The sequence below is a fragment of the Amorphoplanes friuliensis DSM 7358 genome (genome assembly GCF_000494755.1).
Lineage (GTDB): Bacteria > Actinomycetota > Actinomycetes > Mycobacteriales > Micromonosporaceae > Actinoplanes > Actinoplanes friuliensis.
In genome coordinates, this window is sequence record NC_022657.1 from 3,095,351 (window position 1) to 3,110,127 (window position 14,777).

General features: G+C 69.1%; 17 protein-coding genes. 10 read left to right on the forward strand and 7 right to left on the reverse strand.

The features are described from left to right. The first annotated feature begins 108 nt into the window (after positions 1–108). A complete protein-coding gene (locus AFR_RS14420) occupies positions 109–1,386 on the forward strand; it encodes a glycoside hydrolase family protein (RefSeq protein WP_041840863.1) in 1,278 nt (425 codons plus the stop codon). Between the two features lie 4 nt (positions 1,387–1,390). On the opposite strand, the gene dxs is transcribed toward AFR_RS14420, so the two are convergent. Both dxs and AFR_RS14430 read right to left on the reverse strand, forming a co-directional pair. Then, positions 1,391–3,316: a 1-deoxy-D-xylulose-5-phosphate synthase gene (gene dxs / locus AFR_RS14425; protein WP_023361208.1), complete on the reverse strand. Its 1,926-nt coding sequence runs from the start codon at positions 3,314–3,316 to the stop codon at positions 1,391–1,393. A 50-nt stretch (positions 3,317–3,366) separates the two neighbouring features. Further along, positions 3,367–3,879, reverse strand: coding sequence for a GNAT family N-acetyltransferase (locus AFR_RS14430; RefSeq protein WP_202963998.1), 513 nt, complete (start codon positions 3,877–3,879; stop codon positions 3,367–3,369). Positions 3,880–3,987: 108 nt separating this feature from the next. Between AFR_RS14430 and AFR_RS14435 the strand changes: the two genes are divergently transcribed. From AFR_RS14435 to AFR_RS14450, 4 genes are all read left to right on the forward strand, one after another. Beyond that, positions 3,988–5,199 carry a multidrug effflux MFS transporter gene (locus AFR_RS14435; RefSeq protein WP_052359713.1) on the forward strand — a complete coding sequence of 404 codons (1,212 nt, stop codon included), beginning with the start codon at positions 3,988–3,990 and terminating at the stop codon, positions 5,197–5,199. Positions 5,200–5,367: 168 nt separating this feature from the next. Continuing rightward, entirely contained in the window at positions 5,368–6,603 is a 1,236-nt protein-coding gene (locus AFR_RS14440; protein ID WP_023361211.1) for an ABC transporter substrate-binding protein, read from the forward strand. Then, positions 6,600–7,472, forward strand: a complete 873-nt coding sequence (locus AFR_RS14445) for a carbohydrate ABC transporter permease (RefSeq protein WP_023361212.1) — start codon at positions 6,600–6,602, stop codon at positions 7,470–7,472. Before AFR_RS14440 ends, AFR_RS14445 begins: the two co-directional genes overlap by 4 nt. After that, positions 7,472–8,317, forward strand: coding sequence for a carbohydrate ABC transporter permease (locus tag AFR_RS14450; protein ID WP_023361213.1), 846 nt, complete (start codon positions 7,472–7,474; stop codon positions 8,315–8,317). Before AFR_RS14445 ends, AFR_RS14450 begins: the two co-directional genes overlap by 1 nt. A 7-nt stretch (positions 8,318–8,324) precedes the next feature. On the opposite strand, the gene AFR_RS14455 is transcribed toward AFR_RS14450, so the two are convergent. The 3 genes from AFR_RS14455 to AFR_RS14465 are packed head-to-tail and all read right to left on the reverse strand — an operon-like array spanning position 8,325 to position 9,774. After that, positions 8,325–8,735 carry a hypothetical protein gene (locus AFR_RS14455; RefSeq protein ID WP_202963999.1) on the reverse strand — a complete coding sequence of 137 codons (411 nt, stop codon included), beginning with the start codon at positions 8,733–8,735 and terminating at the stop codon, positions 8,325–8,327. Between the two features lie 38 nt (positions 8,736–8,773). Then, positions 8,774–9,241, reverse strand: coding sequence for a nuclear transport factor 2 family protein (locus AFR_RS14460; RefSeq protein WP_023361215.1), 468 nt, complete (start codon positions 9,239–9,241; stop codon positions 8,774–8,776). Then, complete coding sequence (locus AFR_RS14465) at positions 9,238–9,774, reverse strand: carboxymuconolactone decarboxylase family protein (protein WP_023361216.1); 537 nt, start codon at positions 9,772–9,774, stop codon at positions 9,238–9,240. The genes AFR_RS14460 and AFR_RS14465 overlap by 4 nt, the downstream gene beginning before the upstream one ends. A gap of 94 nt (positions 9,775–9,868) precedes the next feature. Between AFR_RS14465 and AFR_RS14470 the strand changes: the two genes are divergently transcribed. Then, on the forward strand, positions 9,869–10,444 hold the full coding sequence (locus AFR_RS14470) for a CGNR zinc finger domain-containing protein (protein ID WP_023361217.1): 576 nt from the start codon (positions 9,869–9,871) through the stop codon (positions 10,442–10,444). Here AFR_RS14470 and AFR_RS14475 read toward each other — a convergent pair. Beyond that, entirely contained in the window at positions 10,431–11,009 is a 579-nt protein-coding gene (locus tag AFR_RS14475; protein WP_023361218.1) for a TetR/AcrR family transcriptional regulator, read from the reverse strand. The genes AFR_RS14470 and AFR_RS14475 overlap by 14 nt on opposite strands. 91 nt (positions 11,010–11,100) lie before the next feature. Here AFR_RS14475 and AFR_RS14480 point away from each other — a divergent pair, with 91 nt between their 5' ends. After that, entirely contained in the window at positions 11,101–11,982 is an 882-nt protein-coding gene (locus tag AFR_RS14480) for an SDR family oxidoreductase (protein ID WP_023361219.1), read from the forward strand. A 46-nt stretch (positions 11,983–12,028) separates the two neighbouring features. On the opposite strand, the gene AFR_RS14485 is transcribed toward AFR_RS14480, so the two are convergent. After that, a complete protein-coding gene (locus AFR_RS14485) occupies positions 12,029–12,634 on the reverse strand; it encodes a TetR/AcrR family transcriptional regulator (RefSeq protein WP_023361220.1) in 606 nt (201 codons plus the stop codon). 92 nt (positions 12,635–12,726) lie between these two features. Here AFR_RS14485 and AFR_RS14490 point away from each other — a divergent pair, with 92 nt between their 5' ends. The 3 genes from AFR_RS14490 to AFR_RS14500 are packed head-to-tail and all read left to right on the forward strand — an operon-like array spanning position 12,727 to position 14,772. Beyond that, positions 12,727–13,443, forward strand: a complete 717-nt coding sequence (locus tag AFR_RS14490) for an SDR family NAD(P)-dependent oxidoreductase (protein WP_023361221.1) — start codon at positions 12,727–12,729, stop codon at positions 13,441–13,443. 52 nt (positions 13,444–13,495) lie between these two features. Continuing rightward, a complete protein-coding gene (locus AFR_RS14495) occupies positions 13,496–14,050 on the forward strand; it encodes a SigE family RNA polymerase sigma factor (protein ID WP_041842200.1) in 555 nt (184 codons plus the stop codon). Next, a complete protein-coding gene (locus AFR_RS14500; RefSeq protein ID WP_023361223.1) occupies positions 14,047–14,772 on the forward strand; it encodes a hypothetical protein in 726 nt (241 codons plus the stop codon). The genes AFR_RS14495 and AFR_RS14500 overlap by 4 nt, the downstream gene beginning before the upstream one ends. Positions 14,773–14,777 lie beyond the last annotated feature (5 nt).

Here is a 14,777-nt window from a genome sequence, read left to right on the forward strand (position 1 = left end):
TCCGGTTCCGGAAGCAGAACCGGTCGTACGGGCGGACGTCCTTAGCCACTGGTTAAGTTCGTTGCGGCACTACGGTGTGTGGCGATTTGCCGGGCTAGGTTCCTGGTCATGTCAGCATTGCGTTCCCGGCGGCGGGTCCTGGCCGTCGCCGTTTCAGCCACCGTTGTCGCCGGTCTCGGCGTTCTGGGCATCACCACCGCGATGGCGGCGGATGCCGGGCCGATCAAGGGCCTCGGCGGCAAGTGTGTCGACGTCGCGGGGGCCAATTCGGCCAACGGGACGGCCGTGCAGCTCTGGGACTGCAACGGCACCGGGGCGCAGCGCTGGACCGTGGACGGTCAGCAGATCCAGGCTCTCGGGAAGTGCCTCGATGTCACGGCGGCGTCCGCTGCCGACGGTGCCAAGGTCCAGCTGTACGCGTGCAACAACAGCGGCGCGCAGAAGTGGTCCGCGCAGGGCGGCCGGCTGGTGAACGCCGGGTCCGGGAAGTGTCTGGACGCGACCGGGCAGAGTTCGGCCAGCGGCACCCGGTTGCAGATCTGGACGTGCACCGGTGCGGCGGGTCAGACCTGGCAGGTGCCCGGGGCCACCACGGCACCGACCACCGCGGCGCCTACGGCCACTCAGCCCCCAGCCACTCAGCCGCCCGCCACCGGCGTCAAGAAGAAGGGTGTCAGCAGCTGGGAGTTCGCCGGCGTGGCCGGAGGCGTGAAGGACGTCGGCGCCGGCTGGTACTACAACTGGGGCACCAACAACGACAAGATGCCCGCCGACGCCGAGTTCGTGCCGATGATCTGGGACGAGACGGTCGTGACCGCGGCCAACCTTGCCAAGGTCAAGACCGAGGGCACCACGCTGCTCGGCTTCAACGAGCCCGACCTGAACGAGCAGGCGAAGATGCCCGTTCAGCAGGCGCTCGACCTGTGGCCGCAGCTGCAGGGGACCGGGATGCGGCTGGGCAGCCCGGCCGTGGCGTACGGCGGCGACACCCCGGGTGGCTGGCTGGACCAGTTCATGACCGGTGCCCGCCAGCGCAACCTCAAGGTCGACTTCATCACCCTGCACTGGTACGGCTCGGACTTCAGCGACGCCGCCGTCGGCCAGTTCATGGGCTACGTCAAGGCCGTGCACGACCGTTACCAGCTGCCGATCTGGGTCACCGAGTTCGGCCTGATGAACTTCTCCGGTACCCCGAAGTTCCCGAACACCGCGCAGATCACAGCCTTCATCCGCAATGCCACGGCACAGCTGCAGAGCGCCCCGTACGTCGAGCGGTACGCCTGGTTCTCGCTGCCCGCCGTGGGTGACTCCGTCGACTACGGGCTGTACCGCGACGCCACCACACCCACCGAGGCGGGTAAGGCGTACCGGTCGGCAGGCTCCTGAGAGGTCAGTCGCGACCGATGCTGGACCGAACGGGCTGGTCGGAAGTTGACAGCCCTTCGGTCCAGCGCTGTACGCGCTCGGTGATGTCGGCGGCCGTCAGGCCGATCTCGGCGAGGATCTCGGCGCGCGTGCCGTGGTCGATCCACTGCACCGGCACACCCAGGTCACGCAGCGGCACATCCAGCTCGTGGTCGCGCAGCAGCTTGGCGACCGCGTCACCGATGCCACCGTTGCGGACCCCGTCCTCGACGGTCACGACGAGCCGGTGCGCACCGGCGAGCCCGACCAGCTCGACCGGGACCGGGCGCACCCAGAGCGGGTTGACAACCGTGACGCCGATGCCGCGTTTCTCCAGCTCAGCCGCCACCTGTACGCCCAGCTGAGCGAACCGTCCCACCGTGACCAGCAGGACGTCCTTGCGTTCAGGCGTTTCGGCGAGCACGTCGACACTGCCGACCCGGCGCAGCGCCGGCACCGTGGCGGGCACCGATCCGCTCGGGAAGCGCACCACGGTCGGGCCGTCGCTGATCGCCACCGCCTCGCGCAGCGACGTCCGCAGGGTCTCGGCGTCGCGGGGCGCGGCCACGCGCAGACCCGGCACGACACCGAGGAGGGACATGTCCCAGATGCCGTAGTGACTCGGCCCGTCCGGCCCGGTGACTCCGGCCCGGTCGAGGACAAACGTCACGGGCAGCCGGTGCAGCGCCACGTCCAGCAGCACCTGGTCGAACGCCCGGTTGAGGAACGTCGCGTAGATCGCCACGACCGGGTGCAGACCGGCCAGCGCGAGCCCGGCAGCGGACGTGGTCGCATGCTGCTCGGCGATACCGACATCAAAGGCCCGATCCGGGTACGCGGCGGCCAGCGCGTCGATGCCCGTCGACTCCGGCATGGCCGCGGTGATGCCGACGATGTCCGGCCGTTCACCGGCGAGCGCCACCAGCTCGTCGGCGAACACCTTGGTCCACTTGAGGCTGGGCGCGGCCAGCTGCCTGCCCGTCTCCGGGTCGAACGCCCCCGGCGCGTGCAGCCGGTCGGCCTCGTCCTGCTCGGCCGGCGCGTAGCCGCGACCCTTCTGCGTCACCGCGTGCACGATGACCGGGCCGCCGTAACCCTTCGCCCGGGCGAGCGCCGACTCCATCGCGGCCAGATCGTGCCCGTCGACCGGCCCGAAATACTTGATCCCGAGGTCCTCGAACATCGCCTGCGGCGCCACGGCATCCTTGATGCCCCTCTTGGCCGCGTGCAGAGCGCCGAACAACGGCTTGCCGACCAGCGGCGTCTTCCCGAGCGTGTCCTTGATCAGCTCAAGCCCTTTTTCGTACCCCGGGCTGAGCCGCAACGACGCCAGATGATCCGCGAGCCCGCCGACGGTCGGCGCGTACGACCGGCCGTTGTCGTTGACGATGATGACCAGCGGATTGCGGGTGGCAGCGATGTTGTTGAGCGCCTCCCAGCACATCCCACCCGTGAGGGCCCCGTCCCCGACCACCGCGACGACGTGCCGTGCCTCACCCCGCAACGCGTACGCCTTGGCCATGCCGTCGGCGTAGGACAGCGCCGTGGACGCGTGACAGTTCTCGACGAGGTCGTGCTCGCTCTCCGCCCGGCTCGGATAACCCGTGAGCCCGCCCCGCCGCTTCAGCCGGTCGAAACCCTCCTGCCGCCCGGTCACCATCTTGTGCACGTAGGCCTGGTGCCCGGTGTCGAAGATGAACCTGTCACGCGGGCTGTCGAAGACCCGGTGCATCGCCAGCGTGAGCTCGACCACGCCCAGGTTCGGACCGATGTGACCACCGGTACGCGCCACCTTGGCGATCAGAAAAGCCCTGATCTCGGCCCCGAGCGCGGTCATCTGCTCGGCATCCAGACCCTTCAGATCCTGAGGTCCCCGGATCGTGCCCAGCAGATCCTGCCCGCGCTCACTCATGCCCGAAGCTTATCCACCGCCCGCCCGTCGCCGGCGCAGGCGGATCTCGGTCAGCGGACGGTGACCTGACCCAGAGCCAGGTGGAAGCGGTTGTAGGTGCCCAGGTCCGCCACGACGGTGAAGCCGAGGCGGTGCAACAGGGCTTCGCTCGGCCGGTTGCCGTGGGTCACGCCGGCGAAGACGTCGGTGGCGCCGTGCACCGCGCGTGCGTGGTCGAGCAGCGCGCCGACCGCTGCGCCGGCGTAGCCGTTGCCGGTGGCGTCCTCGCTGAGCCAGTAGCCGAGGCCGAAGCGCGGCGGGTCCACCGGGATGAGGTCTGCTCGTCCGATCAGCCGCCCGTGCAGGAAAACACCGAAACGGAACTGTGCCCCGTCCTGGCCGGCCAGGCTCTCCGTGACCTCGTCGGCCGTGGCGGCGACCTCGTCCTGGTAGTCGCCGTGCCTGGTCAGGTGCCCGGCGTTGGCCTGCACCAGGGCGTAGTAATCGGCGGCATCCGACGGGGCGAGCTGACGCAGGTGCAGACCGGCTCTCGAAGTTTCCAGCACCCGCGGATACAAGCGCACAGCGATCGACGATCGCAACTGCATTTCGGGCCGGGGAGGTACTCCCGGTACACCCATCGTCGGTGACTTCCCCGGGGCGGCGGGTGGCGGTGTGCTGGGGTGGTGACTTTGACCGTCGATTCTCCGCAAAACCTTGATCGGGCGCGCCTCACCTCGGGTCTGGTCGCCACGGTGATCTTCCTGACCGCCATCGCTCCGCTGGCCACCGACATGTACGTGCCGGCGTTTCCGCGGGTTGCCGGTGATCTGGCGGGGACCGCGACCCAGGTGCAGTTGACCTTGACCACGTTCTTCGTCGGCATGGCCCTGGGGCAGTTGGTCGGCGGCCCGGTGTCGGACCAGCGTGGCCGGCGCCGTCCGCTGCTCGCGGCACTCGTGCTGATGGCCGCCGCCTCGGTCGTGTGCGCGCTCACCCCGTCGATCGGTGTGCTGATGGCCGCCCGGTTCGTGCAGGGTTTCACCGGTGGCTGGGCGATGGTGATCGGCCGGGCGGTGATCGTCGACCTGGCGACCGGCGCCCGGCTGATCCGCGTACTGAATGTTGTTGCCGGTGTGGGTGGTATCGCTCCGATCGCGGGTCCGTTGCTCGGTGCGGTCATCCTGCAGTTGTCGCACTGGCGGGTGTCGTTCTGGGTCGTGGCGGCGCTGGGCCTGGTGATGGTCGTCGCGGTGCTGGTCGCGGTGCCCGAGTCGCTGCCGCCCGAGCGGCGTCACGGCGGTGGTCTGCGGGCCTTCGCGGTGGCCGGGCGACTCGTGCTGGCCAACCGTCGTTACGTCGGCTATCTGCTGGTCAGCGGGTCGGCGATGGGTGCGCTGTTCGCCTACGTGGCCACCTCGGCGTTTGTGCTGCAGTCGATGAACGGCCTGTCGCCGATGATGTACTCCGCCGACTTCGCCGCCAACGCCGCCGGCATGACCGTCGCCGCACTGGTCGCCGCCCGGCTGGCCGGACGCGTCGCGACCCGCAAGGTCATCCTCACCGGTCAGGTGGCGGCGCTCGCGGCGGGTGTGGCGATGCTGGCCGGCGCGATCTGGTTCGGTACGCCGTTGCTGCTCGCCGTGGTGTGCTTCCTGGTGTTGATGACCGCCCAGGGGCTCATCGGCCCCAACGGTGGTGCGCTCGCTTCCGCCGAGGTGCCCGAGCATCCGGGTACCGGGTCGGCGATCCTCGGTTTTGTCCAGTGGGTGGCTGCCGGCACCATCGCCCCGATCGCCGGTCTCGGCGGCGAGCACACCGCCGTGCCGATGGCGCTGCTCATGATCGCCGGCGCCGTCCTGTCCATGATCGGCCTGCTCGTTCTCGCCCGGCCGGCCCGATGAGCACCAGGTGAAACCGGGGCAACGGAACGATGGTTGTCTCTGTCCGGATGGGTACATAGCGTCAACCTGATCGAATCACCAGGTTCGGAGGTCGTCGTGCCGCTACGTCCACCAGCGGCCTCAGCGCGATCGAGGCCGGCGCTCCGCCATCGCCCCCATCCCTCCTCAATGCTGCTGGTCCTCGCCCTGCTGGCGGGATCCGCACTGGCCGGTTGTTCGTCCGACAACCGCACCACGATCACGTTCTTCCAGTTCAAGGCCGAGGCTCAGCAGTACTTCCAGCAGCTCGCGGCGCAGTTCGAGCGGGCCAACCCCGACATCCGGGTGGTCGTCGACAACCCGGCCGACCCCGAGACCGCGCTGCGGACCCGTCTGGTCAAGAACGACGTCCCGGACGTGATGACGTTGAACGGCAACGGCACGTTCGGCGAGTTCGCCAGCGCGAAGATCTTCCGCGACTTCCGGGACGATCCGGTGCTGGCCGACGTCAATCCGGCGTACCTGTCCGTGACCGGCAGCCTCGGCGCCGGCTCGAAGGGTGAGGTCAACGGCGTGCCGTTCGCCGCCAACGCCAGCGGGCTGCTCTACAACAAGGAGCTCTTCGCCGAGCAGGGTGTGGCGGTGCCGACCACGTTCGACGAGCTCATCGCGGCGGCGAAGAAGTTCCAGGCCGCGGGCATCACCCCGTTCTACGGCACGCTCGCCGACGCCTGGACCGCCCAGTCCCCGCTCGCCCCGCTCTCCGCGCAGTTGCAACCGGCCGACTTCTTCCAGCAGCGGTTCGAGGGCCGGACGACGTTCGCGGAGGGCTGGCGCAGCACGGCCGCCGAACTGGCCGAGCTGTATCGCTACACCCAGCCCGACCCGCTGTCGAAGGGCTACGAGGACGGCACCGCCGCGTTCGCCCGGGGTGAGTCGGCGATGCTGCTGCTGGGCAGTTACGCCGTGCCGCAGATCCGCGACGGCAAGCCCGGCTTCACGGTGGCCAGCATGGCCTTGCCGGCCACGAACGATCCGGCGAAGACGTCGCTGGTCTCCGGGGTGGACGTGGTCCTCACGGCCTCCCGGAACGGTGCGCATCCGGCCGAGTCGAGCAAGTTCATCAACTTCCTGATGGGCACCAAGGTCATGCAGGACTACTGCGCCGCGCAGGTGGCCATCCCGACGTTGAAAGGGCTGACCAACGACGATCCGGCGCTGACGGGCGTGCAGAGCTACATCCGGTCCGGTCGCATCGTCGGCTTCACCGATCACCAGTTCATCCAGGCCATCCCGCTGGGTCCGCTGCTCCAGGAATTCCTGATCACCGGGGACGAGAACACGTTCCTGCGCAAACTCGACAGCGACTGGGACAAGGTCGCCAAACGACGGACGTGGGGGCTGGGAGCGGTGATCAAGTCATGAAGCCCGGCGTACGTCTGGCGAACGCGTTCTACGTGATGGTGCTGCCGGCTTTCCTGCTCTTTTTCATCTTCCACACCATCCCCGTCATCCAGGGCATCTATTACAGCTTCACCGATTCACCCGGGTACGGGCCGGCGAACTTCGTCGGGCTGAGGAACTACATCGCACTGTTCACCGATCCGCGGGTGCTGCACGCGTACTGGTTCACGTTTCTGATCGCGGCCGTGGCCACCGTTCTGGTCAACATCGTGTCGCTGGCGATCGCGGTCGGTCTCAACGGCCGGATCAAGTTCAAGAACGGGCTGCGCGGCATCTACTTCATCCCGAACGTGCTGGCCATCCTGGTCGTCGGGTACATCTTCAACTACCTGTTCTCGAACTCGGTGCCCGCGCTGGCCACGAAGATCGGCATCGACTCGCTGTCGACGTCGTTGCTGACCAAGGCGAGCACCGCGTGGATCGCGATCGTGATCCTGGCGGTCTGGCAGTCCGCCGCCTTCAACATCATCATCTACATCGCCGGGCTGCAGACCGTGCCGACCGAGATGTACGAGGCCTCCAACCTCGACGGTGCGTCCGCGTGGCGGCAGTTCCGCAGCATCACGTTCCCGATGATCGCCGGCTTCTTCACCATCAACATGGTGCTGTCGCTCAAGGGCTTCCTGCAGATCTTCGACCACATCGTCGCCCTCACCGGCGGCGGTCCCGGCACCGACACCGAGTCGGTGGCCCTGCTGATCTACAAGGGCGGCTTCCAGGGCGGCGAGTACGGATACCAGAGCGCCAACTCGGTCATCTTCTTCATCGTCATCGTCGGGTTCTCCATCGTTCAGCTGCGCGTGCTGCAGCGCCGGGAGGTAGAGGTCTGATGGCCACCACGCTTCGCCGCCGGCAGGACGGCCCCGGCATCAACTGGTGGCTCACAGCGCTGCTCATGGTGCTGGCGCTGACCATCGCCGTTCCGCTGTACTTCGCCGTTGTCACCGCCCTGAAGACCACGGATCAGCTCGGGGGTACGGGATTCGGCCTGCCCACCGACATCCGGTGGGCCAACTTCGCCGACGCCTGGCGGCTCACCGATTTTCCCCGTACGGCTCTCAACAGCGCCGTCATCACCGTCGGCGCGGTCGTACTGACCCTGCTGACGAACTCGATGGTCGCGTACGCGATCGCCCGCAACATGCACCGGCGCCTGTTCAAGATCCTGTACTACTACTTCGTCTCGGCGCTGTTCGTCCCGTTCCCGATCATCATGCTGCCGGTCGCGAAGGAGACGGCGATCCTGCACCTGGACAACCGGGTCGGGCTGGTCCTGCTGTACGTCGTGTACGGCCTGGCGTTCAACATCTTCATCTTCACGGCCTACATCAACAGCATCCCGCAGGCCCTCGAGGAGGCCGCGGTCATCGACGGCGCGTCCACCTGGCAGGTGTTCTGGAGGGTCATCTTCCCGCTGATGGCCCCGATGAACGCCACGGTCGGCATCCTGACCTGCCTGTGGGCCTGGAACGACTTCCTGCTGCCCCTGGTCATCCTCTCCGACCCCGGATCGGCGACCTTGCCGCTGGTGCAGTACGTGTTCCAGTCCCAGTTCCAGACCAACTATCCGGCCGCGTTCGCCAGTTACCTCATGGCGATGGCACCGCTGCTCATCGTGTACGTGTTCGCCCAGCGCTGGGTCATCTCCGGCGTCACCCGGGGCGCGGTGAAGTAAAGCGGTCTCACCAGGCGGCCAGGGCAGCCGCGGCGACGGCGAGCGCCGCGGCTGCCGCCCGTACGCGGTCGGCCCGCACCAACCGCTGGACGATCGCCCGGTCGTGGGCGTCGCCGAGACGGCCGTGGGCCGGAGCGGCGACGACCGCCGTGACCAGGGCGGCCACCGCGAGCGTGGCCAGCGCGACGATCGTCCAGCCGTCCGGCCCCGACAGCAACGACCACCCACCCGTGACGACCAGAGCGCCGTAGACCACCACGACCAGCGGGGTGATCGCCCGGGAGTGCGCGAGGTGCGCGGCCGCCCACTGCCCGGCCGGCACCCGGGCGAGCGCCGGGTAGACCAGCACGGTCACGGTCACCTGGAAGCCGGCGTGGGCGGCCGTCGCCGTCAGCAGCGCCACCTCGGAAGACATCACCGGCCGAGCAGATCACGGACGGCCACCGGTTGCACGCTTCAGTGCAGCGGCAGGTCGTCCCCGTGTTCGGCCGCCGGCCGGGTGCCGTGGATGCGTCGCTCGTCCTCGTTGATGCGGACGTCGTTGATGCTCGCCTCGCGGCGGCTCATGTACCCCGAGGCATCGAACTGCCAGTTCTCGTTGCCGTAGCTGCGCCACCACTGGCCGGATTCGTCGCGCCACTCGTACTGGAAGCGGACGGCGATGCGGTCGGCGGTGAAGGCCCACAGGCTCTTACGCAGGGCGTAGTCGCGTTCGCGGGCCCATTTGCGGGTGAGGAAGGCGACGATCTCGTCGCGGCCGGTGAGGAACTCGTCGCGGTTGCGCCATTGGCTGTCCGGTGTGTAGGCGGCGGCGACTCGTTCGGGGTCACGGCTGTTCCAGGCGTCCTCGGCGGCCTGGACCTTGGCCCGCGCGCCGGCCTCGTCGAACGGGGGCAGCGGGGGACGGGGTGCCGGCCCGGTCATGCGGTCACGACCGGGAAGTCGATGTCGACGGCGGCTGCCTTGTTGAAGTAATTGGTCAGCACGTTGAGGGCGACGTGACCGACAACCTCGGCGATCTCCCGGTCGTCGGCCCCGGCACTGCGGACGGCGTCCAGGTCCGCGGTGCTGATGTCGCCGCGGAAGGCGTTGACGGCGACCGCGAAAGTGAGCAGCGCGGCCGTCTTCGGGTCCTCGCTGGTGGCCTTCCGGGCGGCGCTGATCTCGTCGGCCGGCAGTTTGGCGGCGTGCTCGGCCAGGTACGAATGAGCCGAGAGGCAGTAGTCACAGGTGTTGTCCTGCGCCACCGCCAGGGCCAGGCGCTCGCGGGTGGCCGCGCTGAAGGCACCCTTGCTGAGCGCGCCCGACAGAGCGAGGTAGCCGTCCAGCAGGGCGGGGCTGTTGGCCATCGCCCTGGTCATGTTCGGGACCACGCCGAGGCTCTGCTGGACCGCGGCGAGCAGATCCGCGGCCTTGCCGGTGGCGGTGGCGGGGTCGATCAGGGGCAGGTTGCTCATGGTGCTCCTCAGTTCTAACGGCACAGGAAAGCTCTTGCCGTTAGATGTATAGCAGTGAGTTCTCACGCTGACAAGCCAGTGCTACCGTTAGAACATGGCAGGGGAATCCGAGCCGCGGCTCGTCCGCCTGATGAACACCATCTGGGCCGACCGTCGCGGCGTGCATGATTCACTCTCCACCCCCGGCGAGCTGGCGCAATGGTTGAGCGCGACCGGCCTGACCGCGGGGGAGTCGTCAGCGACGGCGGCCCACCTGGAGGCAGCCGTCACCCTGCGAGATGCCCTGCGGCGGCTGGCTGCCCTGAAAACGGAGGACACGCGGCCGGCTGCGGCGTCCGCGATGCAGGACGTCGAGACCGCCGTCGCCGCGGTCAACAACGCGGCAGCCCTCATTCCCGTCCAGCCCGCGCTGGGGTTGTCCGGCGGGAAGTTGCACCTGCGGCCGCGAGAAGCCCCCGCCGATGCCGGCGCCGCCCTGACCGTCGTGGCTGTCGAGGCCATCGACCTGCTCACCGGGCCGGACGGTGTCCTGAACGCCTGCCACGCTCCCGGCTGTGTCCTCTACTTCGTCAAGGACCATCCCCGGCGCGAGTGGTGCTCGACCGCCTGCGGCAACCGCGCCCGGGCCGCACGCCACTACGAGCGCCACCGCCCGGCTAGCGCCCGGTGACCTGCGGCAGCACTGATTCGTACGCCGCGAGCTCATCGGCGACGACGTCGGCCAGTTTGTCGTCGCGTCGGGTGTCGGACCACAGCGAGAAGCCCTCGTAATAGGCGCGAACCCCGAGGTCGGCGAGTACGCCGGCCAGCCGCCGGTCGCCGAGGCGGGTGGCGAGGGTCGTCTCGAGGGCGGCGGCGATGGCCGAACGTTTGAAGATGGCGCGTTCCTTCAGCTCGGGGCTGGCCGCGATCAGGCGATCGATCTGCCGGCCGATCTCCTGCTGTTCGGGCACGTGTGCCTCGCAGAGCGCGAGCAGTCCGGCGCGCAGAAGGTCGAGCGCGGTGGCGCCCTCGGGCGCTGACTCCACGCCTGCGATGGCCACGGCCACGAGAGCCGGCTGCCCTTGGAAGAGCACTTCGCGCTTGTCCGCGAAGTGCCGGAACAGCGTCGTCTTGGTCAGCCCGGCGCGTTCGGCGATCTGTGCGGCCGTCGTGGCGTCGTACCCCTGGTCCGCGAACAACTCGAGGGCGGCGTGCAGCAGCCTGCCACGCGTATCCGGCTCCCACCGACCCATGCCGCGAGCCTACCTGATGTGACTTGGTCACATCAGGGTGTACGGTGATGTGACCAAGTAACATCACTGCTCCTCGAACGGAGTTTCACCCATGCGCGTCTTCATCACCGGAGCCTCCGGTTGGATCGGTTCCGCCCTCACCCGGGAACTGCTGGCCGCCGGCCACGAAGTCACCGGGCTCGTCCGCTCGGACACGTCCGCCGACAAGGTCCGCGCCGCCGGCGGTACGCCGGTGCGAGGAGACATGCACGACCACGACCTGCTGGTGGCGGAGGCCACGAAGGCCGACGCGACGGCCCACCTGGCCTTCACCATCAACTTCGACGAGTTCGACGAGACCATCGCCAACGAGGTCAGCCTGATCGGCAGGATCGGCGACGCGATCGAGGGGACGGGCAAGGCCTTCTTCGCCGCCTCGGGCACCCCCACCAGCCTCGGGCAGATCGCCACCGAGCAGGACGCCCTGGATCCCGAGGGCCCGGCCGGCGCGCGCTCCCGGACCGCCGCGGCGGTGCTCGCGCTCTCCGACCGCGGCATCCGCTCCGGACTGGTCCGCATGCCACGCACGGTCCACGGTCAGGGTGACCGCAACGGTCTGATCGCCGCCCTCGTCGGTCTCGACCGTCAGCTCGGCACCGCCGCCTACGTCGGCGACGGCCGCAACCGGTGGCCGGCAGTCCACATCAGCGACGCCGGACGGCTGTTCCTGCTCGCGCTGGAGAAAGCACCCGCCGGTGCCGTGCTGCACGCCGTCGGCGAAGAAGGTGTGCCGATGCGCGAGGTCGCCGAGGTCATCGCCCGCAAGACCGGCCTCCCGGCCGCGCCCGTCGACCCGGCCCAGCTGGGCATCTTCGGCGCCCTGCTCGGTGGTGACCAGCCCGCCTCGAGTACGGCGACACAACAGCTGGTCGGCTGGAAACCGACCGGCCCGACCCTGCTCGACGACCTCGAAGCCGGCTACTACACCTCCTGATCGTCACCGCGGGACCCGGTCGAAGGACCACTGCCGCCAGGGCCGCTCAGGCGCCGACCGGTGGCCAGGAGAGCAGGGTCAGGTCGGCCACCAGTTGAAGCTCGTCGCGGGTGGTGCCGCCGGCGGCCTGGACGGCGATCCCGTTGCCGACGGTCATCAGGTACCGGGCGAGGAGGCCCGGGTCGGCGCCGGCCGGCAGGTCGCCGTCGTCGACGGCCCGCTGGAAGCGGTCGCGCAGATGGGCGGTGCCTGATTCGCGCCAGGCGGTGAGGATGTCACGGGCCTGGCGGCCGGACTCGCCGGTCGCCAGGGCGCCCTGCACGCCGAGGCAGCCGGCGGGGCAGTCCGCGCCGGTGGAGGCGCGGACCGCCCCGTGCAGGAAGGTGGTGGCCACCTCGCGGGCGGTCGGTTGCCGCAGCGCCTGCGCGAAGTAGGACGCCGGGCCCTCGGTGTACCGCGCCAGCGCCTGGCGGAACAGGCTCTCCTTGTTGCCGAAGGCCCTGTACATGCTGGTCCGGGTGATGCCCATCGCGTCGGTCAGGTCGTCGAGGCTTGCGCCCTCGTACCCCTGGGCCCAGAAGACCTGCACCGCTCGTTCGAGGGCTTCGTCGGCGTCGAACGCCCGGGGCCGACCGATCCGTTTGCTCTCCACGGCCCTAGACTACCTCCTCGGTACTGATCGGTTCCGAAGTGCTACGCTCCTGTTCGGTACCGAATGATACCGAAGTAAGGGGAGGTAGAACCGTGCAGCAGGTTGTTCTCATCACCGGCGGGACGTCGGGCATCGGCCGGGGTCTGGCGGAGGCCTTCCTGGCCGAAGGTGCTTCCGTGGCGGTGTGCGGCCGCTCGGAGCCGGCGCTCGATCGCTTCAGCCGGGACCACCCGGAAGCGCTGGCTGTCCGGGCCGACGTGACCGTCCCCGAGGATCGAGCCGCTCTGCTGGAGGCGATCACCGCACGGTTCGGCCGGCTCGACATCCTGATCAACAACGCCGGTACGTTCGTCGAACGGGACTTCGCCGCGGACGACGCCACCCTGGCCCTCGACGAGGAGATCGACCTGAATCTCACGGCGCCCATCGAGCTGACCGGCGAGGTGTTGCGGCGCTGGCCGGCCCTGGAGGCGATCGTGTTCGTGACCTCCGGCTTCGCTCTGGTCTCTCCGACCCGCGCGCCGACCTACGGTGCCGTCAAGGCCGGACTGCACGGTTTCGCCGACGGGCTGCGCCGCCAGCTCGCACCCCGGGGCACCCACGTGCTCGAGCTGCTTCCCCCCACCACCGACACCCCGATGAACGCGGGCAAGACAGGCCCGATGATGTCACCGGCCGAGGTCGCGGCGGTGACGCTCAAAGCGCTGCGGCACCGCCGGCCGATGGCGCTGCCCGGTCAGACGAGGCTGATGCCGGCGATGCTGCGGCTCGCCCCACGGACCCTCGGGCGTATGGTCGCCAAACTTTAAGTTCGAGTGGCTCGGTGCAACCTGAGCCCTCACCGCTCCGGTCATGGTGAACGTGAGACAACGAAGAAGCTCGGGCGGACCCGAGCGCGACGCAGAGTTCCACGCCTTTGTCGCCGCACGGCGGGGCGCCATGCTCTACACCGCGCGGTTGCTGACCGCCGGTGACGCCCATCTGGCCGAGGATCTGGTGCAGACGGCGCTGACCAAGCTGTACGTGTCCTGGGCGTCCTACCGCCGGGCGGACAACCCGGAGGGGTACGTCCGCCGGACGCTGGTCAACGCCCTGACCGACGAGCGCAAGCGGGTCTGGCGGTTCGGTCGCCCGGTGGCCGAGGTCCCCGAGCCGTCGGCCCCGGGCGCGCCCACCTCCGACGGCGACCAGGAACTGTCCCAGGCGCTGCGGGCGCTGCCGCCCCGGATGCGTGCCGTGGTGATCTTCCGTTTTGTGCACGATCTCGACGTGGCGCAGACGGCGGAGGCGCTCGGCTGCTCGGCCGGCACGGTTAAGAGCCAGACCGCGCGGGCGCTCGACAAGTTGCGGGCCTCGCTACGGCTGCCCGCCACCTCGATCTTTTTCGAACACCAGCAGCAAGGAGCAGGACGATGAGTGATTTGCGTACCCGGATCGAGCAGCTCGGCGGTCCCATCGAGGCAGCCTCGGAGGACGCCATCGTGGCCGACATCGCCCGTGGCCGCCGCGCCGTGCGGCGTCGCCGGACCGTGACTGCCGCCGCCGGATCGGCTTTCGGCGTTGCCGCGATCGTGGCGGCCGTCTCCCTGGCCGGCACCGGCACGGGCCCCGGCGCGGGTCCCGCTGCGGCGCCCGTACCCGCAGTGGTCACGAATGCGGCCGGCAACCTGAAGCTGGTCGCCTATCGCGGTGACCAGTCCCGCTGGTTCACGATCGACAAGGTGCCCGAGGGCTTCTTCATCCAGCACGACTACTACGGCGGCCTCACCCTCGCCCCCGAGAAGGCCCGGAACCGCCCGGCCGGCATCAAGCCGTCGACACCGGCCGGTGAGCTCTACGACCCGCAGATCCTCACCGGCAAGATCGGCATCTACCTGGAGCTCGAGGAGTACCGCGGCGAGCTCTCCGGTGAAACTCTCACCGTCGCCGGCAAGCAGGCGATCCTGCACCCCCTCGAAGGAGGTACGCAGCAGCTGATCATCGCGGTCACCTCCCAGGTGTACGCGACGATCCAGGTCGACGTCCCGCTGAGCCGCGAGCAGATCCTCGAGCTCGGCGCCGGTCTGCACGTCCACCAGGACGCCGTCGACCGCATGGCCGCAGCGGCCGGCGTCGTCCCGGAGAAGATCAAGAAGTAGTCGCC

What these genes read in the sequence shown, in the direction of transcription:
- AFR_RS14470 (WP_023361217.1), top strand. Translation starts at nt 9,869, where the DNA reads ATGGCAGGGGAATCCGAGCCGCGGCTCGTCCGCCTGATGAACACCATC.
- AFR_RS14465 (WP_023361216.1), bottom strand. Translation starts at nt 9,774, where the DNA reads ATGAGCAACCTGCCCCTGATCGACCCCGCCACCGCCACCGGCAAGGCC.
- AFR_RS14440 (WP_023361211.1), top strand. Translation starts at nt 5,368, where the DNA reads ATGCTGCTGGTCCTCGCCCTGCTGGCGGGATCCGCACTGGCCGGTTGT.
- AFR_RS14500 (WP_023361223.1), top strand. Translation starts at nt 14,047, where the DNA reads ATGAGTGATTTGCGTACCCGGATCGAGCAGCTCGGCGGTCCCATCGAG.
- AFR_RS14420 (WP_041840863.1), top strand. Translation starts at nt 109, where the DNA reads ATGTCAGCATTGCGTTCCCGGCGGCGGGTCCTGGCCGTCGCCGTTTCA.
- AFR_RS14445 (WP_023361212.1), top strand. Translation starts at nt 6,600, where the DNA reads ATGAAGCCCGGCGTACGTCTGGCGAACGCGTTCTACGTGATGGTGCTG.
- AFR_RS14450 (WP_023361213.1), top strand. Translation starts at nt 7,472, where the DNA reads ATGGCCACCACGCTTCGCCGCCGGCAGGACGGCCCCGGCATCAACTGG.
- AFR_RS14475 (WP_023361218.1), bottom strand. Translation starts at nt 11,009, where the DNA reads ATGGGTCGGTGGGAGCCGGATACGCGTGGCAGGCTGCTGCACGCCGCC.
- AFR_RS14460 (WP_023361215.1), bottom strand. Translation starts at nt 9,241, where the DNA reads ATGACCGGGCCGGCACCCCGTCCCCCGCTGCCCCCGTTCGACGAGGCC.
- AFR_RS14480 (WP_023361219.1), top strand. Translation starts at nt 11,101, where the DNA reads ATGCGCGTCTTCATCACCGGAGCCTCCGGTTGGATCGGTTCCGCCCTC.
- dxs (WP_023361208.1), bottom strand. Translation starts at nt 3,316, where the DNA reads ATGAGTGAGCGCGGGCAGGATCTGCTGGGCACGATCCGGGGACCTCAG.